23 protein-coding genes and 1 pseudogene are annotated in these 26,590 nt (G+C 52.6%); 11 read left to right on the top strand and 13 right to left on the bottom strand.

Annotated features, from left to right (window positions below; translation table 11 throughout):
* Nucleotides 1-10: 10 nt before the first annotated feature.
* From MUA00_RS12000 to MUA00_RS11985, 4 genes and pseudogenes are all read left to right on the top strand, one after another.
* Nucleotides 11-2,374 carry a glycoside hydrolase family 31 protein gene (locus MUA00_RS12000; protein ID WP_271123376.1) on the top strand — a complete coding sequence of 788 codons (2,364 nt, stop codon included), beginning with the start codon at nucleotides 11-13 and terminating at the stop codon, nucleotides 2,372-2,374.
* A 313-nt stretch (nucleotides 2,375-2,687) separates the two neighbouring features.
* Nucleotides 2,688-3,406, top strand: a pseudogene (locus tag MUA00_RS11995) (YPO3983 family protein).
* Nucleotides 3,390-3,857, top strand: a complete 468-nt coding sequence (locus MUA00_RS11990; protein ID WP_271123267.1) for a DUF943 family protein — start codon at nucleotides 3,390-3,392, stop codon at nucleotides 3,855-3,857. The pseudogene MUA00_RS11995 and the gene MUA00_RS11990 overlap by 17 nt, the downstream one beginning before the upstream one ends.
* 105 nt (nucleotides 3,858-3,962) lie before the next feature.
* Entirely contained in the window at nucleotides 3,963-4,427 is a 465-nt protein-coding gene (locus tag MUA00_RS11985; protein ID WP_271123266.1) for a DUF943 family protein, read from the top strand.
* A gap of 216 nt (nucleotides 4,428-4,643) precedes the next feature.
* Here MUA00_RS11985 and MUA00_RS11980 read toward each other — a convergent pair whose 3' ends face one another.
* Complete coding sequence (locus MUA00_RS11980) at nucleotides 4,644-6,239, bottom strand: ABC-F family ATPase (RefSeq protein ID WP_271123265.1); 1,596 nt, start codon at nucleotides 6,237-6,239, stop codon at nucleotides 4,644-4,646.
* A gap of 234 nt (nucleotides 6,240-6,473) precedes the next feature.
* Between MUA00_RS11980 and ldtB the strand changes: the two genes are divergently transcribed.
* The 5 genes from ldtB to sanA all read left to right on the top strand — a co-directional run bounded on the left by ldtB (nucleotide 6,474) and on the right by sanA (nucleotide 10,556).
* Nucleotides 6,474-7,394, top strand: coding sequence for a L,D-transpeptidase (gene ldtB, locus MUA00_RS11975; protein WP_271123264.1), 921 nt, complete (start codon nucleotides 6,474-6,476; stop codon nucleotides 7,392-7,394).
* Nucleotides 7,395-7,578: 184 nt separating this feature from the next.
* Nucleotides 7,579-7,980: a CidA/LrgA family protein gene (locus tag MUA00_RS11970; protein ID WP_271123263.1), complete on the top strand. Its 402-nt coding sequence runs from the start codon at nucleotides 7,579-7,581 to the stop codon at nucleotides 7,978-7,980.
* Nucleotides 7,977-8,672, top strand: coding sequence for a CidB/LrgB family autolysis modulator (locus tag MUA00_RS11965; protein WP_271123262.1), 696 nt, complete (start codon nucleotides 7,977-7,979; stop codon nucleotides 8,670-8,672). Before MUA00_RS11970 ends, MUA00_RS11965 begins: the two co-directional genes overlap by 4 nt.
* Nucleotides 8,673-8,802: 130 nt before the next feature.
* The gene (cdd, locus tag MUA00_RS11960; RefSeq protein ID WP_271123261.1) at nucleotides 8,803-9,687 is read left to right on the top strand and encodes a cytidine deaminase; all 885 of its coding nucleotides are present in this window, start codon (nucleotides 8,803-8,805) and stop codon (nucleotides 9,685-9,687) included.
* Between the two features lie 149 nt (nucleotides 9,688-9,836).
* Entirely contained in the window at nucleotides 9,837-10,556 is a 720-nt protein-coding gene (gene sanA, locus MUA00_RS11955) for an outer membrane permeability protein SanA (RefSeq protein ID WP_271123260.1), read from the top strand.
* A 105-nt stretch (nucleotides 10,557-10,661) separates the two neighbouring features.
* Here sanA and mglC read toward each other — a convergent pair whose 3' ends face one another.
* From mglC to MUA00_RS11920, 7 genes are all read right to left on the bottom strand, one after another.
* Nucleotides 10,662-11,672 carry a galactose/methyl galactoside ABC transporter permease MglC gene (gene mglC / locus MUA00_RS11950; protein ID WP_271123259.1) on the bottom strand — a complete coding sequence of 337 codons (1,011 nt, stop codon included), beginning with the start codon at nucleotides 11,670-11,672 and terminating at the stop codon, nucleotides 10,662-10,664.
* 21 nt (nucleotides 11,673-11,693) lie between these two features.
* Complete coding sequence (gene mglA / locus MUA00_RS11945; RefSeq protein WP_271123258.1) at nucleotides 11,694-13,211, bottom strand: galactose/methyl galactoside ABC transporter ATP-binding protein MglA; 1,518 nt, start codon at nucleotides 13,209-13,211, stop codon at nucleotides 11,694-11,696.
* Nucleotides 13,212-13,294: 83 nt separating this feature from the next.
* Nucleotides 13,295-14,293, bottom strand: coding sequence for a galactose/glucose ABC transporter substrate-binding protein MglB (gene mglB / locus MUA00_RS11940; RefSeq protein ID WP_271123257.1), 999 nt, complete (start codon nucleotides 14,291-14,293; stop codon nucleotides 13,295-13,297).
* A gap of 292 nt (nucleotides 14,294-14,585) precedes the next feature.
* Nucleotides 14,586-15,608: an HTH-type transcriptional regulator GalS gene (galS, locus tag MUA00_RS11935; RefSeq protein WP_271123256.1), complete on the bottom strand. Its 1,023-nt coding sequence runs from the start codon at nucleotides 15,606-15,608 to the stop codon at nucleotides 14,586-14,588.
* Nucleotides 15,609-15,765: 157 nt separating this feature from the next.
* The gene (gene yeiB, locus MUA00_RS11930; protein WP_271123255.1) at nucleotides 15,766-16,923 is read right to left on the bottom strand and encodes a DUF418 domain-containing protein YeiB; all 1,158 of its coding nucleotides are present in this window, start codon (nucleotides 16,921-16,923) and stop codon (nucleotides 15,766-15,768) included.
* 20 nt (nucleotides 16,924-16,943) lie between these two features.
* Nucleotides 16,944-17,609: a GTP cyclohydrolase I FolE gene (gene folE / locus MUA00_RS11925; protein ID WP_271123254.1), complete on the bottom strand. Its 666-nt coding sequence runs from the start codon at nucleotides 17,607-17,609 to the stop codon at nucleotides 16,944-16,946.
* 116 nt (nucleotides 17,610-17,725) lie between these two features.
* Nucleotides 17,726-18,850: a YbfB/YjiJ family MFS transporter gene (locus MUA00_RS11920; RefSeq protein ID WP_271123375.1), complete on the bottom strand. Its 1,125-nt coding sequence runs from the start codon at nucleotides 18,848-18,850 to the stop codon at nucleotides 17,726-17,728.
* A 108-nt stretch (nucleotides 18,851-18,958) separates the two neighbouring features.
* On the opposite strand from MUA00_RS11920, the gene fghA reads away from it, so the two are divergent.
* Both fghA and MUA00_RS11910 read left to right on the top strand, forming a co-directional pair.
* Complete coding sequence (gene fghA, locus MUA00_RS11915) at nucleotides 18,959-19,792, top strand: S-formylglutathione hydrolase (protein ID WP_271123253.1); 834 nt, start codon at nucleotides 18,959-18,961, stop codon at nucleotides 19,790-19,792.
* A gap of 229 nt (nucleotides 19,793-20,021) precedes the next feature.
* Entirely contained in the window at nucleotides 20,022-21,980 is a 1,959-nt protein-coding gene (locus MUA00_RS11910; RefSeq protein ID WP_271123252.1) for a ligand-gated channel protein, read from the top strand.
* 63 nt (nucleotides 21,981-22,043) lie between these two features.
* Here MUA00_RS11910 and MUA00_RS11905 read toward each other — a convergent pair whose 3' ends face one another.
* The 5 genes from MUA00_RS11905 to MUA00_RS11885 form a co-directional block, all read right to left on the bottom strand.
* Entirely contained in the window at nucleotides 22,044-23,513 is a 1,470-nt protein-coding gene (locus tag MUA00_RS11905; protein ID WP_271123251.1) for an amino acid permease, read from the bottom strand.
* Between the two features lie 188 nt (nucleotides 23,514-23,701).
* On the bottom strand, nucleotides 23,702-24,439 hold the full coding sequence (locus MUA00_RS11900) for an amino acid ABC transporter ATP-binding protein (protein ID WP_271123250.1): 738 nt from the start codon (nucleotides 24,437-24,439) through the stop codon (nucleotides 23,702-23,704).
* Nucleotides 24,420-25,076, bottom strand: coding sequence for an amino acid ABC transporter permease (locus tag MUA00_RS11895; RefSeq protein WP_271123249.1), 657 nt, complete (start codon nucleotides 25,074-25,076; stop codon nucleotides 24,420-24,422). The genes MUA00_RS11900 and MUA00_RS11895 overlap by 20 nt, the downstream gene beginning before the upstream one ends.
* Nucleotides 25,076-25,741, bottom strand: coding sequence for an amino acid ABC transporter permease (locus MUA00_RS11890; RefSeq protein ID WP_271123248.1), 666 nt, complete (start codon nucleotides 25,739-25,741; stop codon nucleotides 25,076-25,078). The genes MUA00_RS11895 and MUA00_RS11890 overlap by 1 nt, the downstream gene beginning before the upstream one ends.
* Before the next feature lie 12 nt (nucleotides 25,742-25,753).
* Nucleotides 25,754-26,539, bottom strand: a complete 786-nt coding sequence (locus MUA00_RS11885; protein ID WP_271123374.1) for a transporter substrate-binding domain-containing protein — start codon at nucleotides 26,537-26,539, stop codon at nucleotides 25,754-25,756.
* Nucleotides 26,540-26,590 lie beyond the last annotated feature (51 nt).

Genomic DNA, 26,590 nt, shown 5'->3' with positions numbered 1-26,590 from the left:
ATCGTAAATGATGAAAACCCTGAAGAACTGGACACTGTTGAAATCCGATGCGCATCACGTTGAATTAAGCGTGGACGGTAAGCATCGCCTCTGCCTGTACGTGCTGGAACAAGGGATGTTCCGCATTTTGATTAAGCGCGAGAACAAGCTGGCTTTAAACCGCACCTGGAGCATCGCGCCACAAAATGATGTGCCGTGGGAAGGACGCGCGCGTGAAAGTCTGGAGGGCTTCACGCTTCCGGCCTTTGCGGTTGAAGAAACCGATGACACGCTGCGCATCAGCACCGACAAACTGCGGGTGACCGTCCATCAGCCTCTGTGGCTGGAGTGGGAGTACAAAAAAGACGGCGCCGGATGGCAGTTGCTTGCAAGCGATCGCCCGACCAGCGCCTATCTGCTGAATGCCCACGGCGACGGGGTGGCGCACTACCAGCGTCGCTATAAAGAAGAAAGCTATTATGGGCTGGGCGAAAAAGCCGGGCCGTTAGCCCGCACCGGCAGACGCTACGAAATGCGTAATCTTGACGCAATGGGCTATAACGCGGAATCGACCGACCCGCTGTATAAGCATATTCCGTTTACCATCACTAAGCGCCCGGACGTCAGCTTCGGGATGTTTTACGACAACCTCAGCAGTTGCTGGCTGGATTTAGGCAACGAAATCGACAACTATCACCTGCCCTACCGCCGCTGGCAGGCGGAATCCGGCGACGTGGATTATTACCTGTTCCTCGGCCCCAAAGTGCTGGATGTCACCAAAGCATTTGTTCGCCTGACCGGTAAAACGCTGTTCGGGCCGAAATGGAGCCTCGGCTACAGCGGATCGACCATGCGCTACACCGACGCGCCGGACGCACAGCGGCAGTTGTTGAGCTTTATCCGTTTGTGCAACGAGCATGCGATTCCCTGCGATTCGTTCCAGTTGTCATCGGGATACACTTCCATTAACGACAAGCGCTACGTCTTTAACTGGAACTACGACAAAGTGCCGCAGCCGAAGGCGATGAGTCAGGCTTTCCACGAAGCCGGCATTAAGCTTGCGGCGAACATCAAGCCGTGCCTGTTGCAGGATCATCCGCGCTATTCAGAAGTGGCGGAACGCGGGCTGTTTATTAAGGATTCAGAGCAGGACGGGCCGGAGCGTTCGAGTTTCTGGGACGATGAAGGTTCGCACCTTGATTTCACCAACCCGGAAACGGTGAAATGGTGGCAGAACGGCGTTACCACGCAGCTTCTGGAAATGGGCATCGATTCAACGTGGAATGACAATAACGAATTTGAGGTCTGGGACGGCGAAGCGCGCTGCCACGGCTTTGGTGAAGAGATCGCCATTAAGCATATCCGCCCGGTGATGCCGCTGCTGATGATGCGCGCCTCGCTGGAAGCGCAACAAACTTTCGCGCCGGAAAAACGCCCTTACCTTATTTCACGCTCTGGCTGCGCCGGGATGCAACGTTACGTACAAACCTGGAGCGGCGATAATCGTACCAACTGGAATACTCTGCGCTACAACATCCGCATGGGCGTGGGCATGAGCCTTTCCGGGCTGTACAACGTCGGGCACGATGTGGGCGGTTTTTCCGGCGATAAACCGGATGCGGAACTGTTTGTGCGCTGGGTGCAAAACGGCGTGATGCACCCGCGCTTTACCATCCACTCGTGGAATGACGACCAGACGGTCAACGAACCCTGGATGTACCCGGCAATCACCCCGGCTATCCGCAGCGCTATCGAAACACGCTATCGTCTGCTGCCCTATTTCTACACGCTGCTGTGGCAGGCGCATGCGGACGACGAGCCGATGCTGCGCCCGACGTTCCTCGACCACGAGCACGACGCGAAAACCTTCGAAGAATGCGACGATTTCATGCTGGGCCGCGATTTACTGGTAGCGAGCGTGGTCGAGCCGGGAAGCCGCGAGCGTGAAGTGTGGTTGCCGGCAAACGGCGAAGGCTGGTACGACTATTACACCGGCCAGTGGTACAGCGGCGGCCAGAGTATTGTGCTGGACGCACCGCTGGAACGCCTGCCGCTGCTGGTACGGGCCGGTGCCGCTCTGCCGCATTCCGCACGCATTACGCATGTAGATGCCAAAGCCGATGATGTGCGTGAACTGAAAATATATCCGCTGCGCGGAACGGGCGTATCAACCGGCAGTTTGTTTGAAGATGACGGCGAATCCTGGGGCTATCGGCAAGGAAATGCGCTGTGGCTGGACTGGGAGATTTGCTGCAACGCACAGGAGATTCATATCAAATTTAATCGCACAGGAGATTATCTCTCGGCATGGAAGGAGCTGAAGCTGACGCTTCCTGCGCGTGAAACAAGGCGTTTGGTGGTGGAAGGGACCGCACAGGAGAGTTGGATGCTGTAATAAACATGCGGTGGATGGCGCATGCGCTTATCCACCCTACTAATCTGTACCGACAACGTCATCATCGGCAATCAGTTAAATCGGTTCCACGAGAAGAAACCGCAGCGTTTTTTCCAGTGCAAGCGTGTGGGACTCGCTCACAGGAAACGGTCAACATTCTGAATTTGGGCCGGGAGGCTGTACAATATTTCCACCGCAGCCCGGCTGCGACGTATTATACCGTTATCAGGATCATGAAGGTCGATAATACAAGGAATGTACTACGATAGCTGCACTGCAATTTCCCTGCGCTATATTCAAAACCAAGAACAGGATGGATGATTACAGCGCCAGTGATATGCGCTGCGGGGACTTAACCGAGGCGCAGTTAAAATCCCGTTTTCATCTGCTGGATATTTCCGCCAGAGTGGATCCGTATACGCTGACAAAAATCACTCCTGTCAGCCAGCCGCAGTCAATGTTTTATAACTACCGTGAAGAGGCCGAAAAGGTTACGCGCCAGGAATGCGCCCGAATCCTGTTTGATGAATTCCGTAAACTCTCGCGTACTTTCTCCCTGTATGGTCCTTACAAAGATGTGATTGAACAGATGATCAATCATATGCAGAATGGTGATGGTTCATCCTTCACCAGTATGCATCTCAATTCAGCGTTGAAAGAACATATTCTTAGAGATCAATCTAAGGAAAACAGCACCCATTTCTTATTACAAGAAGCGCTAAACAATCATATAGACTGGGATAAGAAAGTTTATCCAGCCGAGCAAAAAGATGAATTGTACAAAGCGATCCTGGAAGGTAGATTGCCAAAATTTGATAGATCTCAAGATAACTTTAACGGTATGGGCATTACCGTACATGACACTTGGGCCTCGACGATAACGACATTCTAAAAGCCAAATTTAATCAGCTCCGTTTATTCCGCATCTGGTTTGTGCTCCAGCGATACAATCAGTTTGGTTTTAAGCCTTTTATAACCAATATGGAAGCTACAGTTGAGATTATTGAGGGACGCGATGAAAGCCAAAAGTAAAAAAATACTCCTGATACTATTATTGTTTTGCTGCGCCCTGTCCGGTTACTTTCTGTGGTTGTCACTGCGCCCGGTAGAAATTGTGGCAGTGCATGAGGACGGTAACTACAGTTCTGTTTTAGTGAAAAACTTCCCCTTCACTGATAAAGGAAAAATAAACTGGTGGTTGCAAAATAAAGACATGCTAAAAATGCGTTACGGCATTCCAAAACCAGCTTCTTATGGCGGCTATGATATTACTTTTTGGAACTTCGGTAGTGGCTATAAAAAAGAAGACAAATATGACAGGATTTGTTTTCAGGATATGACTACTGACGAAAAATGTATTGAAAAGGACGCTATTTTTTCCGTAGATAAAAGCACTAATTCGGGAACGGTTTTCACAGTATACAATGGTGACAATTATCGTTTAGACAAGAATGACAAGGTCGTTAAAATTAATGAAGAATGACTTTCGTCCCGTATCATCCTTACCATTATACGGGGAAACTTTCGTCTATATGCAAATGGCAAGACATTCCTTTTATGACCAATATAGAAATTATCGGAGACCGCAGTGAAAGTAGTAAATAAAAAATACATCCTGGCTCTAATATTGCCTGGCTGTATCCTGTGCGGTTATTTTTTGTGGTTATTGCTACGTCCGATAGAAATTATCGCTGTACACAAAAATGGCAGCCACAGCTATGTTCTGGTGAAAAATTTCCCTTTTACGGATAACGGGAAAATAAGCTGGTGGCTGAAAAATAAAGATAGCCTAAAAAACCAGTATGATATCCCCAATCCCGCACCTTATGGGAGTTTCACCGTGGTTTTTTGGGATTTCGGTGGGGGCTATAAAGAACACGGAAAATATGACAGACTCTGTTTTGATGATATGAACCCCCCGATAAATTGTATAGAAAAGAATAAGATTTTTTCTGTCAGCAACAGCAAAAATATGGGACTAACTTTTATCACTAATAACAAAATATATCGCATGAAGAAAAATGGTGAAATGGTAAAAACAAAATATGAATAAAATTTCGCCGCATAACAGCCATAAGAAAATTATGCTTACGCCCGCTATAAAGTAATGGCTATGCAGCTATCCCGATGAGGATAAAGCAACAACGCCTTGCCGCCCGCCTGCACTGTTACTCAGGCAGGCGGCGCGTAAGGCGTTGTTGAGATCTGAACCGAAGCGTTGGATTTAACCTGGTGAACAGCCTTTACAGCGCTACGGCAGCTTTTTCTGTTAACCATCAATCCCTTTACTACGCAGGTAATCTTCATACCCGCCGGTAAAGTCGATAACGCGTTCCGGAGTAATTTCAATCACGCGCGTTGCCAGCGAGCTGACAAATTCACGGTCATGAGAAACGAAGATCAGCGTGCCCGGATACATTTCCAGCGCCATGTTCAGCGATTCGATGGATTCCATATCCAGGTGGTTAGTAGGTTCGTCCATGACCAGCACGTTAGGGCGCTCCATCATCAGCTTGCCAAACAGCATGCGGCCTTTTTCACCACCGGAAAGCACTTTAGCAGGCTTTTTGATGTCGTCCTGGCTGAAAAGTAAACGGCCAAGGATGCTGCGTACCGCCTGCTCGTCGTCGCCTTCTTGCTTCCACTGGCTCATCCAGTCGAACACGGTAAGATCGTTTTCGAATTCGTATTCGTGATCCTGCGCGTAGTAGCCGATCTGCGCATTCTCGGACCATTTCACGGTGCCTGCGTCCGCTTCGAGTTCGCCTACCAGGGTTTTCAGCAGGGTTGATTTACCCACGCCGTTGGTACCCAGCACCGCGAGCTTCTCACCCACTTCCAGCAGCAGGTTTACGCCTTTGAACAGCGGGCCTTCCTCAAAGCCTTTGGTCAGCGCTTCTACTTCCAGCGCGTTACGGAACAGCTTCTTGTCCTGCTCGAAACGGATGAATGGGTTCTGACGGCTGGACGCTTTCACTTCGTCGAGTTTGATTTTATCAATCTGACGGGCGCGAGAAGTTGCCTGGCGTGATTTAGAAGCGTTGGCGCTAAAGCGGCTCACGAAGGATTGCAGATCAGCAATCTGCGCTTTTTTCTTGGCGTTGTCCGCCAGCAGGCGTTCACGGGCCTGCGTTGCCGCCGTCATGTATTCGTCATAGTTGCCCGGATAAACGCGCAGTTCGCCGTAATCCAGATCCGCCATGTGGGTGCAGACCATGTTCAGGAAGTGACGGTCGTGCGAAATAATGATCATGGTGCTGTTGCGCTCGTTGAGCACGGTTTCCAGCCAGCGAATAGTGTCGATGTCCAGGTTGTTCGTCGGTTCATCGAGCAGCAGGATGTCCGGATTAGAGAACAGCGCCTGCGCCAACAGCACACGCAGTTTCCAGCCTGGCGCGACTTCGCTCATCGGGCCGTAATGCTGTTCTACAGGAATGCCGACGCCCAGCAGCAGTTCGCCCGCGCGCGCTTCCGCCGTGTAGCCGTCCATCTCGCCGTATTTGGTTTCGAGATCGGCAACTTTATAACCGTCTTCTTCGCTCATCTCCGGCTGCGCGTAAATGCGGTCGCGCTCTTCTTTTACTTCCCAGAGTTCAGCGTGGCCCATGATCACCGTGTCGAGAACGGTGAATTTTTCAAAGGCGAACTGATCCTGACGCAGCTTACCGATGCGCTCGTTCGGATCGAGAGATACGTTGCCCAGGGTTGGGTCTAAATCACCGCCCAGGATCTTCATAAAGGTGGACTTACCGCTACCGTTAGCGCCAATCAGGCCGTAGCGATTGCCGCCGCCAAATTTGACGGAGATGTTTTCAAACAGCGGCTTACTGCCGAACTGCATAGTGACGTTACTGGAAACTAGCACAGAGATGTCCTGATAAAAGAGGTGGTGTAATTTGTGATATCGGACACAGTATGCCATAAGTGCGTTTACGGATCGCGCTGCTTGTGCGCTGTCTATAATTCAATCGATGTGAAAAAAGTGTGATTTAATCCACATCTGATTTCCCAGACTGCGGGAATGCACATATAATGCGCGGCTAAACCCCATCTGATTCTCAACTAACTAGCCTGTGTGGCCATAAATATTTCGCACAACATGAATATAAAATTACGCTCGATTTTACTGGCATTTGTGGCTGTTGCGTCTTTTTGCAAAACAGCTTCCGCCGTGACTTACCCCCTGCCAACCGATGGCAGCCGTCTGATTGGCCAAAACCAGGTCATCACCATTCCTGAAGGTAGCACCGCGCCGCTGGAAGAGTTTGCAGCGCGTTACCAGATGGGGCTTTCCAATATGCTGGAAGCCAACCCTGGCGTTGATCCGTATTTGCCAAAACCCGGCACCATCCTGAATATTCCTCAGCAGCTCATCCTGCCGGATACCGTTCATGAAGGCATCGTTATCAACAGCGCTGAGATGCGCCTCTACTATTACCCGAAAGACACCAACACCGTTATCGTGTTGCCAATCGGTATCGGCCAGTTAGGTAAAGACACCCCAATTAACTGGACCACAAAAGTAGAACGCAAGAAAGCGGGCCCAACCTGGACGCCAACCGCTAAAATGCACGCGGAATACGCGGCGGCCGGTACGCCGCTGCCAGCCGTTGTGCCAGCAGGGCCGGACAACCCTATGGGTCTGTACGCGCTCTATATTGGTCGTCTGTATGCCATTCACGGCACCAACGCTAACTTCGGTATCGGTCTGCGCGTAAGCCACGGCTGCGTGCGTTTGCGTAACGAAGACATCAAGTTCCTGTTCGAAAATGTACCGGTCGGTACTCGCGTACAGTTCATTGATGAGCCGGTAAAAGCCACGGTCGAGCCAGACGGCACGCGCTACATTGAAGTACATAACCCGCTGTCTACTACCGAAGCGCAGTTCAACTCGGGTGAAATCGTTCCTATCACGCTGAAAAACAACGTGACGGCGATTACCGCTCAGCCAGATGTTGATACTAACGTTGTGGATCAGGCAATTCAGAACCGTTCCGGTATGCCGGTTCGTCTGAACTAAACTTTCCGCCAGGCTACTGAGGCGACCTTCGGGTCGCCTTTTTTATGCCCGTCTGGCCGTAGCCCTGGCGATTGTGAAACCTTCATATCAGGAATATTTGGTATGCTCATAATTCATGTTGCTCGCGGTAGCACAATATCAGGTTTAATTGTATGATGAATGCGTTTCCTAAAGGACCCTTTCCATGCGCAACTCGCTCATCGTTCTCTGGCAGTATCTGCGATCTTTTATTTTAATTTACTTATGTTTATATGCTGGCATCGCCATTGCTTCGCTGCTCCCGATAACCATCCCGGGCAGTATTATCGGCATGCTGATTTTGTTCGTGCTGCTTTCGCTGCAAATCCTGCCGGCGAAATGGGTTAAGCCAGGCTGTCATCTGTTGATTCGTTATATGGCCCTGCTTTTTGTCCCGATTGGCGTGGGTGTAATGCAGTATTACGAGGTGCTGAAAGCGCAGTTCGGCCCGCTGGTGGTGTCCTGTTTTATCAGCACCCTGGTGGTGTTGATTATTGTGAGCTGGAGCTCTCATCTGGTGCACGGCGAACGCAAAATTATCGGTGAAAACGAGGCGGACATAAAATGATGCAATATATGTGGTGGTCTTTACCGCTGTCGCTGTTGGTCTTTTTTGGCGCACGCAAGCTTGGCGCGCGCTTCCAGACACCGCTGTTAAATCCGCTGCTGGTTTCAATGGTGGTGATTATTCCGTTACTGGTTTTCACCGGCACGCCCTACGAGCATTATTTTAAAGGCAGCGAGGTGCTTAACGATTTGCTGCAGCCTGCGGTTGTCGCCCTCGCCTTCCCGCTTTATGAACAGCTACACCAGATTCGCGCGCGCTGGAAATCTATCATTAGCATCTGCTTTATCGGCAGCATGGTGGCGATGATAAGCGGCACCGCCATTGCGCTGTATATGGGCGCAACGCCGGAAATTGCCGCATCCGTACTGCCGAAATCAGTCACCACGCCGATTGCGATGGCGGTAGGCGGCAGCATCGGCGGCATCCCCGCTATCAGCGCGGTCTGCGTGATTTTTGTAGGGATCCTGGGGGCCGTTTTTGGCCACACGCTGTTAAACATTATGCGCATTACCACTAAAGCTTCACGAGGCCTGGCGATGGGCACCGCCGCCCACGCTCTCGGCACGGCGCGCTGCGCTGAGCTGGATTTCCAGGAAGGGGCTTTTAGTTCGCTGGCGCTGGTGATTTGCGGGATTATCACTTCGCTTATCGCCCCGTTCCTTTTCCCGGTTATTGTCGCGCTGTTTGGTTAAAACTTGCGATAGATCGCGCATTTTCGTTTTTTATTTCATCTGTTGCATTTGCAATTAGAGACGGATCACATATAAAGCCTCTGTAGCGCCGTACACTATGGTTCCATTACCTATTATGAGGCTAAGACACATGCGTTCTCGTTTTCATGCTGCTTTCGCACAGCTCCCGGCTTCACTGCAGGCCGCCCTGCAACCTCTGCTTGCCGATGACCGTTTCCCGGCCATGTTCAGCGCACAGGAAGTGGAAGCGCTGAAACGCCAGACGGGCCTGGATGATGATGCGCTTGCCTTTGCCCTGCTGCCGCTTGCCGCCGCCTGCGCCCGTACAGATTTATCGAATTTCAACGTTGGCGCCGTAGCTCGCGGCGTCAGCGGTAATCTCTATTTTGGCGCCAATATGGAATTTGCCGGCACCACTATGCAGCAAACCGTTCATGCGGAACAAAGCGCTATTACTCATGCATGGATGCGCGGCGAAAAAGCTTTGGTTTCCATTACGGTGAACTACACGCCGTGCGGCCATTGCCGCCAGTTTATGAACGAGCTAAACAGCGGCGTGAAACTGCAGATTAACCTGCCAGGCCGCAAGCCCTCCACGCTCGGTGACTATCTGCCGGATTCTTTCGGCCCTCGTGATTTAGAGATCGCTACGCTGCTGCTTGACGATACCGATCACGGTTATGCCCCGCAGGGCGATGAGCTAAGCCAGGCGGCAATCGTTGCGGCAAACCGCAGCCATGCGCCATACAGCAAAGCGCCAGCGGGCGTTGCGCTAGCGTTGCGCGACGGCACAATTATCGTCGGAAGCTACGCGGAGAACGCCGCTTTCAATCCGTCGCTGCCGCCGTTGCAGGCCGCGCTCAATGTGTTGAGCCTGTCGGGTTATGATTACAGCGAAATTCAGCGAGCCGTGCTGGCCGAACGCGCCGATGCCCTGCTGACACAATGGGATGCGACGGCCGCCACGCTTAAAGCGCTGGGCTGCCAGAACATCGATCGTACCCTGCTGGGTTAAGCTTTCTGCTGCGGGTGTGCACGCACCCGCCTGATTTCCACAAATATATTGTTGAAATTTAGCTCAACCAAATCCGCATACCTTGCTCTTACTCCCCAGGTAAAGTAGCCTTGGATAAAATTTCATCCTACTCATGAGTCCGCAAGTCAATGTTGAAGCGCTTGTTTTACAGCCTGTTAGTCATCATCGGCTTGACTCTTTTGGCAGCGCTTAGCCTTGACCGCTGGATGAGCTGGAAAACCGCCCCCTACGTTTACGACGAATTGCAGGACCTGCCCTATCGCCAGGTGGGTGTCGTGCTCGGCACTGCCAAGTATTACCGCACCGGCGTCATTAATCAGTACTACCTTTATCGTATTCAGGGCGCGTTAAACGCCTACAACAGCGGCAAGGTTAACTATCTTTTATTAAGCGGCGATAACGCCCAGACCAGCTATAACGAACCGATGACCATGCGCAGAGATTTAATTGCCGCAGGTGTCGATCCTGCCGATATCGTGCTGGATTACGCCGGTTTTCGTACCCTGGATTCCATCGTTCGTACCCGTAAAGTTTTCGATACCAACGACTTCATCATCATTACGCAGCGCTTCCACTGCGAACGCGCGCTGTTTATCGCTCTGCATATGGGCATTCAGGCGCAGTGCTACGCCGTGCCTTCGCCTAAAAATATGATGACGGTGAGAATACGTGAATTTGGCGCGCGTCTGGGGGCGCTGGCGGATGTGTATATTTTCAAACGTGAGCCACGTTTCCTCGGCCCGCTAGTGCCGATTCCCGCCTTACATGAAGTTCCGGAAGATGCGCAGGCTTACCCGGCGGTAACACCGGAGCAACTGCTGGAAATACAGAAGAAAGAGAAGAAATAACCCGACATATCGCCGGAGGATATAAGGTGGATGGCGCGTACGCCTGTCCACCCTACAAGTTTTCGCAGGTCGGGTAAGTGCTGCGCCACCCGACCATGGTGAAGATTACTTCTTACGCGCGTATTTCAGGGAATCCAGCGCTACTGCGAAGATAATAATCCCGCCCTTGATGATGTACTGCCAGTAAGGGTTCACGCCGATATAGGTCAGACCGTAGTTGATAACGGTGAAGATGATAACACCGGTTACCACGCCGATGACCGTACCCACGCCGCCGCTGAACGACACGCCGCCAACCACGCACGCCGCAATCGCATCCAGTTCGTACATAAAGCCGAGGTTGTTGGTCGCCGAGCCGATACGGCCAGCTTCAAGCATCCCGCCGAAGGCGTAGAACACCCCGGACAGCGCGTAAATCATAATCAGGTTCAGCGCTACGTTTACGCCGGACACTTTCGCCGCTTCCGGGTTACCGCCGATGGCGAAGATGTTTTTACCGAAGCGAGTTTTGTTCCACAGGATCCATACAAAGCCAATCGCAATCAACGCATAGAAGGTGATGTACGAAAGCTTAAAGTCACCCATTCTGATAAAGCCCTGGGCAAAGGTCGAGAAGCCGCTGTCGAACCCCGCAATCGGCGATGCGCCCACGAAGTCGTAGTACAGGGAGTTGATGCCATAAACGATGATCATGGTACCCAAAGTGGTGATAAACGGCGTCACGTTCAGATAAGCGATGATAATACCGTTCACAAGGCCGATAACCGCGCCGATGACACAAACAATCAGAATAACCACCGGAATAGGCATGGTCTGCATGTCAGGGAAGACTTTGTTGACGTTTTCCATAGACTGCAAAAGCGTTGCCGCAACCACCGCCGCAAGGCCAACCTGACGACCAGCGGAAAGGTCGGTACCCTGAGTCACAATCAGCCCTGCCACGCCCAGCGCGATAATAATGCGCACGGAAGACTGGGTCAGAATATTACTTAAGTTCATCAGGCTTAAAAACGTCGGGTCCTGGAAAATAATAATCGCCAGCAACACCAGCAAAACGACATAAATGCCGCCTTCTTTCAGATAAGTTAGAAAACTTTTCTTATTTAACGCACTCATTTTTCAATAGCCCCTAAATTATCAAAGGTGCACAGACGCAAGACGTAATATTTCGTTCTGCGTGGTTGTTTTAGTGTCTACAATTCCCGCAACGAGGCCATTGCTCATTACAAGAATACGATCTGTAATCCCTAACAACTCCGGCATTTCGGACGAAATAATAATGATCCCTTTCCCTTTTTTGGCAAGTTCAGCAATAAGCTGATAAATTTCAAATTTTGCGCCTACGTCGATACCACGAGTAGGTTCATCGAGCATTAAAATTTCCGGCTGCGTTAACAACCAGCGGCCAATAATAACTTTCTGTTGGTTACCACCGGACAGAGAACCCATCGCCGTGCGGTGCCCTGGCGTTTTAACGCGCATGGAATCGATAACCCACTGGGTATCGCTTTTCATCCGGGTATTATCAAGCAGGCCAACTTTATTTTTATATTTACGAATGTTCGAAATCAGCGAGTTAAAGCCAATATCCAGATAAGCGTAAATTCCGGTTGAACGACGCTCTTCGGTCACTAAGGCAAAGCCATGATTAATCGCTTCGTTCGCGGTGTGGTTATTAATCTTTTTGCCATGCAGCAAAATGGTGCCGGAAGATTTTTCACGAATTCCAAATAACGTTTCCACAATGTCAGTACGCTTTGCGCCTACCAGGCCGGCAATCCCGAGAATTTCCCCTTTGTGTAAGTCAAAGGAAACGTCGCGAATGGACGGCTGACGCAATGAGGTCAGGTTGCGCACTTCCATAATCACTTCCCCCGGCACGTTGGATTTGTTCGGGAAGCGCTGGTTCAGGGAGCGGCCTACCATCATGGAAATAATCTTATCCATGTCCAGCCCTTCAAGCGGCTGGGTGGCAATCCACTGTCCGTCACGCAAAATAGTAATTTCATCGCAAAGCTGGAATATCTCTTCCATTTTATGGGAGATATAAACGATACCGCAGCCGCGCTCTTTTAATTTACGAATAATTTTAAAGAGATGGTTAACTTCTTTTTCCGTCAAAGATGAGGTGGGCTCATCCATAATGACGATTTTGGCATTGTAGGAAAATGCCTTGGCAATTTCGATCATCTGCATTTGCGATACGGACAGCGTGCCAACACGGGCGCGCGGATCGATATCAATATCCAGCTCGTCGAAAATAGCTTTGGTGTCGCGGTACATTTTATCCTGATCGACAAACATACCTTTGGTTGGGTAACGTCCCAGCCACATGTTATCCATCACGGTACGCTGTAATACCAGGTTAAGTTCCTGGTGCACCATGGAAATACCGTTTTCCAGCGCCTCTTTGGTGCTGGTAAAATTCACTTCTTTTCCCTGAAAAAGGATGCTGCCGGAATCTTTACTGTAGATCCCAAAAAGGCATTTTAATAACGTGGACTTACCCGCGCCGTTCTCTCCCATTAATGCATGAATGGAATGAGGACGAACTTTTAAATTCACATTATCCAGTGCCTTAACGCCGGGGAATGACTTGTTGACGTTGGTCATTTCCAACAAGTATTCAGGCGAAGATGTCTGATTGCTGACCATAGTTATACCTGGCTGCGATAGTGTCACTGAGCGTAAGATCTGAATCGGGCGTACTTGCGTACGCCCGTTGCAATCTGTCTGACTTATTTACCGACGAACTCCGCCAGGTTGTCTTTATCAACGCCGACGTATGGAACACGTACGATTTTTTGTTCAATTTTCCAGTTAGTACCTTCCGCCGCAGGCTTGCCGTCGGCCAGGTTTTTCGCCAGATCGAAGGTGGCTTTCGCCTGGTTGTTGGCATCGTTCAGCACGGTACCGGCCATTGCGCCAGATTTAACCATCGCCAGCGCTTCCGGCAGAGCATCCACGCCGAAGACCGGAATAGAAGATTTGTTGTGCGCTTTCAGCGCTTCTACCGCGCCCATTGCCATCGCATCGTTGTTGGCGATAACCACTTCGATTTTGTTAGCGTTCGGGCCAGACAGCCAGGCGTCCATCTTATCTTTCGCCTGAGCGGTGTCCCACATCGCGGTATCTAACTGTAGCTGCTGGGTTTTCAGGCCTTTGGTGTTCAGCTCTTTGATAACGTAAGTGGTACGCGCTTCAGCGTCCGGGTGGCCTGGTTCACCTTTAAGCAGTACGAACTGCACCTGACCATCTTTGTTCAGATCCCACGCCGGGTTTGCCGCCCAGTGTTTAGCAATCAGGTCGCCCTGAATGATGCCGGATTCTTTGGAGTCGGTGCCCACGTAGTAAGCTTTATCGTAGCTATCCAGCGCTTTACGAGAAGGTTCTTTGTTATAGAAGACAATAGGAATGTCCTGGCCACGGGCTTTTTCGATAACCGTGCCTGCTGCTGCCGGGTCAACCAGGTTGATGGCCAGGGCTTTCACGCCTTTAGCCAACAGCACGTCAATCTGATCGTTTTGTTTGGACTGGTCGTTCTGGGAGTCGTTCATCAGCAGCTCAACGTCCGGGCTAGCCTTGGCGTCTTTCTCAATCGCTTTGCGCACGACGGACATGAAGTTATCGTCGTATTTATAGATGGTCACGCCGATACGGGTATCAGCAGCGTGAGCAGCCGCGCCAAACAGCATGCAAGACATAACGGCGGACAGGGTCAAAACCTTCTTATTCATGGTATCTCCGGTTTTTTTGCAGGGTAGTTCTGGTTAAATTAATGGCAGGGCAGCAATGTTATGAAAACGTTACTGAATGCCGAAAATTATCCTAAAATAATTACTCTTCCATGTTCGTAACGATCCTGAACTGCATTTTATGGGCTGTTTTTCGCTGAATACCCGTAGTGAAACTGATTAATCACCGTTACATATAGTTTCAACGTATAAAACGCTGACATCATAGACAGCACAATGTTAATTAACTGTGAATTTACTCACAGATTGAAACCGGTTACATCAAAGTCTTTAATCAGAGAGTGATCGGCCCCACAATTTGCTTTGGCGCCACCGAATGACGACGAACTAAAGTCGGCATAAAACAGTGCGTTGCATCACTGTCCAGCGTCCCTGCCGCGCCCTGTAACGCCAGTTCGGTGGCCAGACGAGCCATTGAAACAACCGGGTAGCGCACGGTGGTTAATTGCGGATCGGTGTAACGGGCGATGGGAATATCGTCAAAGCCGATAACAGAAACGTGATGAGGAACCACAATCCCATTATCTTTCAACGCGGTAAGCGCGCCTGCGGCCATGCTGTCATTGTAAGAAAACACCGCACTAAGCTGCAGGTTGCGGCCCAACAGCTCAACCATTGCCGCTTCCCCGCCCTGCATGTCCGGCGAGCCCACGCCAATCCAGCTTTCTGGCGGCGTAATGCCCTGTTCTGTTAAGGCTCGCAGCCAACCTTCCCGCCGCTGATCGTTATCTTCAATGCTGTGGCTGGAAGCAAGATAGCCGATGCGCTGATGCCCTTGATTAAGCAGCATGCGCGTTGCCATCACCGCCCCGCTAACGTTATCGAGACCAACGCAGCGATGGGCGTAACCGGGCACAATGCGGTTTATCAGCACCATACCGGGGATACTTTCGAGGAACTCGCTCAGCTCCGCATCGCTTAGCGCTTTTGCGTGAACAATAAGCGCATTGCAGCGCTGGCGAATCAGCACTTCGATGGCGTGACGTTCTTTTTCTTCCTGATGGTAGCTGTTGCCGATGAGCACGTATTTATTGTGCTGCTGCGCCACGACATCCACCGCTTTTACCAGCGCGCCAAAGAAAGGATCGGATACGTCCATGACCACCACGCCAATGGTATCGCTGACCTGGGTGGCAAGCGCCTGCGCATTTGCGTTAGGGCGATATCCTGTCTGGGAGACGGCTCGCATCACACTTTCACGGGTTTCAGCGCTGACCAGCGCACTGTTGTTGAGCACGCGGGATACCGTCGCCACGGAAACGCCGGCGATACGGGCAACGTCACGAATGGTGATCATAGTTGACACCACGCCGTTGGAAGAGTCGGTCTCATAGCTGCACCCTGTTTTTGGCAAGGTGCCTATTCTGGCAGCGAGTCGGGGCGGGTTTACGTGAAGACGATCACAGCCATGTAAACGGTTACATACAATTTGTTAACGTTTGTGATGTATATCATTATCTTGCTGAATGTCTTAACGATACCCCCGCAGCACGCGCGGTTAATTGTCGCCATAGCCATTCAAGCGGCCCCTGGCGGAAGTAGCGCAGCCAGAGTACGGAGAAAAGGAGGTTAACGGCCCATACCGCCGGGACAAAGGCCAGCAGTTGCAGACGGTCAAATTTCATGAACAGATTGAAGCGGAAGAATAACGTAGTGCAAATCAGCGTTTGCAGCAGATAGTTCGAAAGGGCCATGCGCCCAACGCAGGTAATGGCGCTTACCAGACGCAGTTTTGAGAGCCACGGCCAGTAGCCAAATGCCAGCGCGGCATAGCCAATTGTCTGAAACGGCGCGCTCAGTTCACGCGGGGCCTGCAGTAAAAATGCGCACCACTGGTAGTTCCAGTTGACGTGCCACTGAGCGTAAATACCCGGCAGGTTTATCAGCATCCCCACCGCAATCAGCCAGGCGCCGATGCGGCGATAGTGATGCAGACTGTACTGGCCTTTCAGCCAGCCGCTGCGCATGAGCGCGCCGCCCAGCAGCATCATCCCGGCCAGTTGCCAGCCATACTGCGCGCCCAGCGCGAGCAGGTTTGATGAGAGCAAATCAGCCCGGTTGCTGATGGCTTCCGTGCCGCCATTAACTTTCCATAGCTGCTCATACTGAATATTGGCCGCGTCCGGGACCCAGGAGCGGTTTGGCGCATCGCCGGAAATAAAACCCAGCAGCAAGAGCACGCCTACGCCCGTGAGATACAGCAGCGCGCCGGTATTGAAAAGCTGGCGTGTACCCGGCGCATCGCGAATCATGCGCCAGCAAACCAGTCCTACCAGGCCGTACGCCAGCAGAATATCGCCGTCCCACAGCAGTAAAGTATGCATAAACCCGAGCAGAACAAGCAGCGTAAGGCGAGACTGAATCCAGCGTTTGCCGCGATGTAACAACATCTGCAGGCCCGCGCCGAACAGCAAAGCGAATAAGGTAAGGAATTTGACCTGAGCAAATAAATCGAGCGCCGCCCAGGTCCAGGCATCGCTCAGAGAAACGGAACCCGCCCAGGCGGGATTGATATACGCAGCCTTAGGTAAACCAAAGGCCACGATATTCAGCAGCAGGATGCCGAGAATAGCGACGCCACGGATAAAATCCAGCGTGACATTTCTCTCCATGTTTCCTGCCTGTTTAAGGTTTAGTTATGACGAACAGCGCGCAGGAATTCCTGGCGTGTATTCTGGCTGGATTTGAACAAGCCGCCAAGCGACGTGGTAGTGGTGGCGCTGGTCGCGTCCTGAACCCCACGAGCTTTCACACAATAATGGACCGCATCAATAGAAACCGCCACATTATTGGTGCCGAGCAAGGTTTGCAGCGCAATCAGAATCTGCTGCGTTAAACGCTCCTGAACCTGCGGGCGCTGGGCAAAAAACTGCACGATGCGGTTAATTTTAGACAGGCCAATCACGGTATCTTTTGGGATGTAGGCAACCGTCGCTTTGCCGTCAATGGTCACAAAATGGTGCTCGCAGGTGCTGGTCAGCGTGATGTCGCGCACCGTCACCATTTCATCCACCTTCATTTTATTTTCGATGACGGTGATTTTCGGGAAGTTTGCGTAATCCAGGCCGGAGAAAATCTCATCGACATACATTTTGGCGATGCGATGCGGCGTTTCCATCAGGCTGTCGTCGCTCAGATCGAGGTTCAGCAACTGCATGATTTCCGACATATGTTCGGCAATCTCGCGTTTGCGGGTTTCATTATCCAGTTCACGCAACGGCGGACGCAGGGGCGTTTCCAGGCCGCGCGCAACCAAAGCCTCGTGAACCAAAGCGGCTTCTTTACTGAGTGTAGACATGCTGTTTTCTCCTGCAGGTGTGGCTGACCTCTGCCCTACGTGGGACAAAGTGTGCGCTCATTGTGCGGGAGCGCGCCCGCATAATCCAGTAGTGCAAAGGATAATTATTGAAATCGTTAATACCTTTTCCAGACCAGGCCGCCGCCAACGATTAAGGCAACACCGGCGACATATAGCGCGGGTTCCAGTTGATGGGTTAATGCGGTGGACAACGCTGATAGCGCAGGTCCGATTAACTGTCCGACGGCGTAGCCCGTGGTTAACAATCCGGCCAGATAGCGCGTGTGTTGCGGAGCCATTTCACGGCCGTACTGCAAGGAAAGCTGCACGGCGCATAAAAATCCTCCGCCCACCAACAGCGCGCCCAATACCAGGCCCGCCATGCCGGGGACCCATTCCGAAGCGAAAACCCCCAGCGCCTGTAACCACAGCACCAGAGCCAGCCGCTGATTGCTGTGCAGCATCTGTCGCGTGGCGATGCCGAGCAATATGCCCACCACCGCCGCGCCGCCGAATACCGGCCAGATAAACTGGGCAAATAAGCTGCCGGGGAAACGAGCGTTCGCCATTTGCGATAAGAAGGTGGCGGGCAGGATATAGCCGAAGCCCGCAAGGCTGTAACTCCATACCAGCCGCTTAAGAGGCGCGTTCAGCACCAGCGGCTCCGGAGCCGTTTCAGGACGATGTAACTCCCCCTTTCGCGGTAAATTACGCGCAATCAGCAGCACAAAAAAGAGAGCCAGAACGCCATAAACCAGCCAGGCTTCACTCGCCTCAAGCCCGAGGCTGTGAATAGCGACCGCCAGCAAGCCGCTGAGAAATATCCCGGCTCCCGGCCCCGCGAACACGGCGGCGCTCAGGCCCGGCTTACCAAGCTGCGCCAGCTTTTCATTGCTCCAGGCCGCAATCAGCACCATCGCCCAACCGCTCGCCCAGCCAAGAAGAAAACGGATCAACGCATGCCAGAGCGCCGCATCAACCGTTGCCGAAAGCAGCGTAAGAATAACCGCTCCCCAGACGCCGCACAGTAAACGCAGCTCTACCCGCAGGCGGGCGCGCATGGCGTCCCACGCGCCGACCAGATAACCCAGATAGTTTATGGCGGCCACCAGTCCCGCACTCGTCAACGTGAGCTGGCCTTCGCTTATCATCAGCGGCACCTGCGGCGTGAACGCGAAGCGGCCAATGCCCATCGCCACCACCAGCACCAGAAAACCCGTTAACGCGATACGTACCGCCACGTCGACCTCAATTGTTACAATATCGTTGTCAGCATGATGCAGCATGACTAGACTGGGGTGAAGTGAAAGTTGTTCATTGATCCTGAAGATAATTAAGGAACTGTCCTGATGGAACTCCTCGAAGAACACCGATGTTTTGAAGGCTGGCAACAGCGCTGGCGCCATGATTCCTCGGTACTTAACTGCGCGATGACATTCAGTATTTTTTTGCCTCCACCGCGCACTAATCCCCCACCCGTTCTGTACTGGCTATCTGGATTAACCTGCAACGATGAGAACTTCACCACCAAAGCTTGCGCGCAGCGCATAGCGGCGGAGCTGGGCATTGTTCTGGTGATGCCGGATACCAGCCCGCGCGGTGAGCACGTGCCGAATAGCGAAAGCTATGATTTGGGCCAGGGCGCAGGCTTCTATCTCAACGCGACCCAACAGCCCTGGGCCGGGCATTTCCGCATGTATGATTATATTTGCGACGAACTGCCGGCTTTAATTGCCGATAACTTCAGCATTAGCGAAAAAGCCTCGATCTTCGGGCATTCTATGGGCGGGCACGGCGCATTAAGCATCGCGCTGAAAAACCCGGGTCGTTTCTGCTCCGTTTCCGCGTTTGCGCCGATTGTGAACCCAACGCGCGTGCCGTGGGGCCAAAAAGCGTTTACCGCCTATCTTGGGGCGGATGAAAGCCAGTGGCGCGCGTGGGACAGTTGCTGCCTGCTGATGGACGCCGATTCGGCAAACGCATTGCCGACGCTTATCGATCAGGGCGATGCCGATCAGTTCCTGGCCGACCAGCTACAACCTGCGCAGTTTGCGGAAGTGGCAAGGCAAAAAAATTGGCCGTTAACCCTGCGCGTGCAGCCGGGCTACGATCATAGCTATTACTTTATCGCCACCTTCGTAGAGGATCACCTGCGTTTCCACGCGGAGCATCTGTTGAAATAGCATCAGGCGGGACGTTTCCCGCCTTTTATTTCCCCTTCTCACTCCCTGTCGAATCCCTCCACAATTAAACAAAATGATAATTAATATCATTCGTGTTTACAAAATTTGATTTTTTTGTACAATCCCCCACGGTTCTCCATCGGCAAAGAGGCTTAGAAGTCAAAGATATACACAATTATTACCGGGTTATTTCTGATGGAGCCTTTCCTTAACACATGGAGTGGAAAATATGGCTATACCTCGCATTAAACTCATATCCGCATTTATTTGCGCAGCTTCAACACCCTCTCTTGTCCTGGCGGAAACACAAGACACGCTTGTTGTGACGGCTACGGGCTTTGAACAGAAAATACAGAACGCGCCGGCTTCAATCTCTGTCATTACCAAACAGCAAATTGAAGATAAAGCCTATCGTGACATTACCGATGCGCTAAGAGACGTGCCCGGCGTTGTGGTCACTGGCGGTGGCAGCAGCAGCGATATCAGTATTCGCGGCATGTCTTCCCAGTACACATTGTTTTTAATCGATGGCAAACGTATCAGTACCCGAGGTACGCGGCCTAACAGCGATAATGCCGGCATTGAACAGGGGTGGATGCCTCCTCTGGAGTCCATCGAACGTATTGAGGTTATCCGTGGGCCTATGTCCTCTCTGTACGGTTCCGATGCGATGGGCGGCGTGATTAACGTCATCACCAAAAAAACGTCGAATACACGCGGCTGGACCGGCTCATTGCATGGCGACGCCACGTTCCAGGAAAATAACGATTCCGGCGACTTATTCCAGACGGACTTCTATGCCTCCGGTCCCCTTATTGAGGGATTGCTGGGCGCCAAAGTCACCGGGTTACTCTCACGCCGGGCCGAAGATAAAATCCTTAATGGCTATAACGAACAGAAAATGCGTAATGGTTCGGTCGCTTTGAATCTCACGCCGGATGAAAAAAACGATTTTGACCTTGATATTTCAAGAGAATTACAGGATAGAAACAGTACGCCGGGCGAATCAGCGGCGATAGACAGCTCCAAAAGCGAAAGCCGCTATGAGCATACGACTTATGCCCTGACCCACCACGGTTATTACGATGATTTTAATACCACGACCTATGTCCAACAGGAGAAAACCAACAACCCCGGGCGTGACATGGAGTCTTACAACACCATTCTCAATAACCAAAACCAGCTCTTCTTAGGCGACCATACGTTAACGCTCGGCGGACAGTATCGTTATGAAAAACTCAAGGACGACGGCAACCAGCTTGAAGCAGCCCAGGGCCTCAACAAGCTGACGCGCTGGAGCTGGGCGCTGTTTAGCGAAGACGAGTGGGCAATGACGGACAGCTTCACGTTGACGGGCGGCCTGCGTATGGATAAAGACGAAAACTACGGAACTCACTGGACACCGCGTGGCTACGGGGTCTGGCACCTGACTGAACAATGGACGCTTAAAGGCGGCGTTTCCGCAGGTTACCGCTCTCCGGATTTACGTCAATCCTCCGCCAGTTGGGGGCAGGTGACCGGGGGAGGACGACTGGATGGAATTATCGTGGGTAACCCCGACCTCAAGCCTGAAAAAAGCCTGAGCGAAGAAATTGCCCTGCTCTGGGACAACAACGATAACCTTAATGCCGGTATCACTCTGTTTAATACTGATTTTAAGGATAAAATCACTGAAGTTCGCCGCTGTAACAGCAGCGCCGATCCTGCGTGCCGTATCGGCAACCACAGCTATGACTTCGTTAGCGACAGGGTAAACGTGGACAAAGCCAACATGCGCGGCGTGGAATCCACCTTTGGGTGGAAGATAACGAAAACGCTGAACCTGAGCAGCAACTATACCTACACAGAATCAGAGCAAAAGAGCGGGCAATTCTCTGGCAAGCCGTTGAATAAAATGCCTAAGCATATGTTTAACTCAACGCTTGACTGGCAGGCCACCCCGGACGTCGGCTTCTGGAGCCGTTTGAATCTGCGCGGGAAAACTTCAGAATACCTGAGCAGAACCTCCATGGCTGAAAGCACGCCTTCCTACACGCTGGTGGATGTTGGTCTGCGTTATAACGCAAACAAAGATATGACGGTTTCGGCCGGGGTCTATAACGTCTTCGATAAAACTATTGATTACAATAATTACGGCACCATTCTCGACGGGCGCCGTTATACCCTGGGCTTAACCTATAACTTCTAATCACTGAACGTACGGTTAATAACAGGCAAAATAAAAGGGCGCGATAATCGCGCCCTCAGTTTTTTATTTCTTAATGCTGGCCGGGAAGGTCATTTCGCTGTATTTCACGAAACGGCTGCCTTTGGTCAGCTTGTAGCCGAACCAGATAACCAGGAACAGCGGGATACCGATATAGGTCGCCATCACGCCGCCCCAGTCGATGGTATCACTCAGGAACGCTTCGTAGTTCTGCCCAAGCGTGATGATTAAACACAGCACGAAGGCAAAGATCGGCCCCAGCGGGAAGAAGCCTGAAACGTACGGCAAATCCTTAATATCGTAACCCTGTTTCACATAGCCGCGACGGAAACGGTAATGGCTGATGGCAATCCCCAGCCAGGCGATAAAGCCGGTCATCCCCGAGGTATTAAGCAGCCACAGGTAAACGGTCTGGTTGCCAAACATCGACGTCAGGAAGCACAGCGCCGCAATCACGGTCGTCGCATACAGCGCGTTACGCGGCACGCCGCCTTTAGAAAGCTTCGAGAAAATACGCGGCGCTTTACCATCGCAGGCCAGGGTGTACAGCATACGGGTTGACGCATACATGCCGGAGTTACCCGCAGACAGCACCGCCGTCAGAATAACCGCGTTCATGACCGCCGCCGCAGACAACAGCCCCGCGTGCTGGAACACCAGCGTGAACGGGCTAACGCCGATATCCTTCACGTCGTTGCGCAGCAGGCTCGGATCGGTATAAGGAATGATCAGGCTAATGATCAGAATCGCGAACACATAGAACAGCAGGATACGCCAGAAAACCTGACGCACGGCGCGTGGAATGTTTTTGCCCGGATCTTCAGATTCGCCCGCCGCAACGCCGATAAGCTCGGTGCCCTGGAAAGAGAAGCCGACGATCATCGCCACGCCAATCATCGCCGAGAAGCCGCCGGCAAACGGCGCATCGCCAATTGTCCAGTTGCTCCAGCCCGCCGGCTGCGCCCCTTTAAAGATGCCGACGATCATCATCACGCCAACGATGATAAAGATAATGACGGTGGTCACTTTAATCAGCGAGAACCAGTATTCCGCTTCGCCAAAACCTTTCACGGAGATGTAGTTGAGCAGGAACATGATACCGAGGAACAGCGCGCTCCAGATCCAGCCCGGGGTGTCCGGGAACCAGTAGTTCATCACCAGTTGGGAGGCGACGAGGTCGACGGCGATGGTCACCGCCCAGTTGTACCAGTAGTTCCAGCCCAGCGCGAAGCCAAAGCCTTCTTCGACATATTGCTGACCGTAGGTCGCAAAAGAGCCGGAAACGGGCATGTAAGCGGCGAGTTCGCCCAGGCTTGTCATCAGGAAATAAACCATCAGACCAATCAGCATGTAGGACAACAGCGCGCCGCCAGGGCCCGCCTGAGAAATGGTCGCACCGGATGCGACAAAAAGCCCCGTACCGATGGAACCGCCGATGGCGATCATCGTCAGGTGGCGCGCTTTAAGCTCACGACGCAGGCCAGGCGCTTGTGTGGTTTTATCTTGAGAAACCATAGAAAATTGCGGTCCTTCGAAAAAATGAGGCGCGATTGTAGCAAAACAACCCGATACATATAGTACAAATGCCGGGTTATAAGAGACCTTCATGATCTGAGTTGAATTATAAGTAAAGGACTTATCAGACGGGGGGCGCGGGTGTGATAAAAACCGCCTGCCCGGCTAAACCGGCAGGCGGTGAGGGATTAACCGAGTCCGCGAACGGACGAGATGAACTGCTGAAGCTCCTGCGTACGCGGGCTGGCGAAGAATGTTTTGCTCTCGCCCTGCTCCCACACTTTCCCCTGATGCATAAACACTACGCGATCGCCCACTTCCCTTGCGAAGTTCATTTCATGAGTCACAAGAATCAGCGTCATCCCTTCCGCCGCAAGCTGTTCCAGCACTTTGAGGACCTCGCCCACCAGCTCCGGGTCCAGCGCTGAAGTGATTTCATCGCACAGCAGGACTTTCGGATTCATCGCCAGCGCCCGGGCGATAGCAACGCGCTGCTGCTGGCCGCCCGAAAGGTTGGCCGGGTAGTAATCGACGCGCTCGCCCAGACCAACTTTATTCAACATCTCCAGCGCCAGCTCGCGGCATTCGGCGGCGCTTTTCTTTAATACCCGGCGCGGCGCAAGCATCACGTTTTCCAATGCCGTCATATGCGGAAACAGGTTAAAGCTCTGGAATACCATCCCTATCGAACGGCTAATATCCCGCGCCTGGGATTCCCGGTCGGTAATAGTCATACCGCCAAGTTTGATACTGCCGTCCTGATACCCTTCCAGCCCGTTCATGCAGCGTAAAAGCGTGCTTTTCCCGGAGCCGCTGCGGCCAATGATGGACACCACCTCGCCCATTTCAATATCAAGGCTCACGCCTTTCAGGACGTGGTTTTCGCCGTAGAACTTCTGAACATCGTTAATGGTGATGAGCGGCATGGAACTTTTTCTCCAGATAGCGGCTGTAGCGCGACAGCGGATAACACAGCAGGAAGTAGCCAAGCGCCACCAGGCCGAACACTTTAAACGGTTCGAAGGTGACGTTGTTGAGCATGGTGCCGGCTTTGGTCAGCTCGACGAAGCCGATAATGGAAGCCAGCGCGGTGCCTTTAATCACCTGTACTGAAAACCCCACCGTCGGCGCGATGGCGATGCGCAGCGCCTGGGGAGCAATCACCCGGCACAGCGTCTGGCCGAAACTCAGCCCGAGACAGCGACACGCTTCCCATTGCCCTTTCGGCAATGCGCGGAGGCTGCCGTACCAGATATCCAGCAAAAATGCGCTGGTAAACAGAGTCAGGGCCAGCGTCGCCGCCGTCCAGGGGCTGACGTCTATGCCAAACAGCGCGATGCCGAAGAAAGCGAGGAAAAGCTGCATCAACAAAGGCGTTCCCTGAAACAGCGCCACATAGCCGCTAATCAGGCGCTTTGGCCATGCCCAGCGGCTGATGCGCAGCAGCAGAAGCGGAAGGGTGACCAGCGTGCCGCAGAAGAAGGCGATTAGCGACAGCAGCACGGTCCAGCGCGCCGCAAGCAGAAGGTTACGTACGATATCCCAGTCGGTAAAACTCATCATCAGACATCACTCCCTAACCATTTTCGCCCGGCGGCAAGGAGCGCCTGACGCATCAGCAGCGACAGGGCGAGATACATCAGCGTGGTAACCAGATAGACCTCAAAGCTCAGGAAGGTGCGCGACTGAATTAGATTTGCCATAAACGTCAGCTCCTCATAGGAAACCTGAGACACCACTGACGATCCAAGCATCACAATGATGCACTGGCTGACCAGCGCCGGATAAATACGTTTCAGCGCAGGAGGGAGCACCACGCGCACGAATGTCTGGCTGCGGGTAAGCCCCAGCACTCGCGCGGCTTCCCACTGCCCTTTCGGCGTGACCTGGATACCGGCGCGAACGATCTCGGTGCTGTACGCGCCAAGGTTCACCAGCATGGCAATCAGGGCCGCCTGTCCGGCGGTAAGCTTCAGCCCCAGCCCCGGCAGGCCGAAGACGATAAAGAAGAGCTGCACCACAAACGGCGTATTGCGGATAAGCTCAACATAACCGCCCCATATCAGGCTCAGCAGCCCCGGCTTACCGCTGCGAATCGCCGCACCGGTAATGCCGATGGCGATGCCGCCCACGGTCGCCAGCGCGGTTAACGTTAGCGTGGTCCACAGGCCGGAGAGCAACTCCGGCCAGAATGGCAGCAGCGCAGCAAAATCAAGTTGCGTGGTCATCTTCCCCGCACCTCAAAGCGCGATGCTGGCAGGCAGCGGCGCGTGCATCCATTTCTGCGACATCGTATTGAGGGTATCGTCTTTAAGCGCTGCAGCGATAAGCTCGTCCACTTTCGCCTTCAGCGCCGGCTCGCCTTTCTTCAGCCCGATAAAGCACGGCGAATCTTTAAGCATAAACATGCTGACCGGCGCTTTTGCCGGATTCTGACGGGCGATAGCCGCCACGACGAGGTTGCCGGTGGCAAGGTACTGCACCTGGCCGGAAAGATAAGCGGAAATCGTGGTGTTGTTATCTTCATAGCGTTTTACCTCAGCGTCTTTCGGGGCAAGGTCGCTTAGCACCATATCCTCCACCGCGCCGCGCGTTACGCCCACGGATTTGCCGCTCAATGCTTTAACATCGCTCAGAGTACTGTCCTGCGGGCCAAAGACGCCGAGGAAGAACGGCGCATAGGCGCGACTGAAGTCGATAACCTTTTCGCGCTCGGCGTTTTTACCGAGGCTGGAGATAACCAAATCCACCTTATTCGTTTGCAGATAAGGTACGCGGTTGGCGCTGGTCACCGGCACCAGCTCCAGTTTTACCTTCATGCCTTTGGCAAGCAAGGCCGCCATATCGATATCGTAGCCCTGGGGCTGCAGGTCGGTACTCACCGAACCAAACGGAGGGAAATCCTGCGGCACCGCCACGCGCAGCACGCCGCGTTTTTCTATATCCTGCAGCCGATCCGCCATCGCCGCAGTGGCCTGAGCCAGCAGAACCGTTGCGCCAACTAAAGTGAATAACCATTTCTTCATCGTCATATGCAGCCTCTTCGCCTGATTGAAACAAAAGATTCTTTATATTCA

The organism is Dryocola boscaweniae, assembly GCF_025215095.1.
Taxonomy (GTDB): Bacteria; Pseudomonadota; Gammaproteobacteria; order Enterobacterales; family Enterobacteriaceae; genus Dryocola; species Dryocola boscaweniae.
This window is presented reverse-complemented; position numbering and strand designations above follow the sequence as displayed.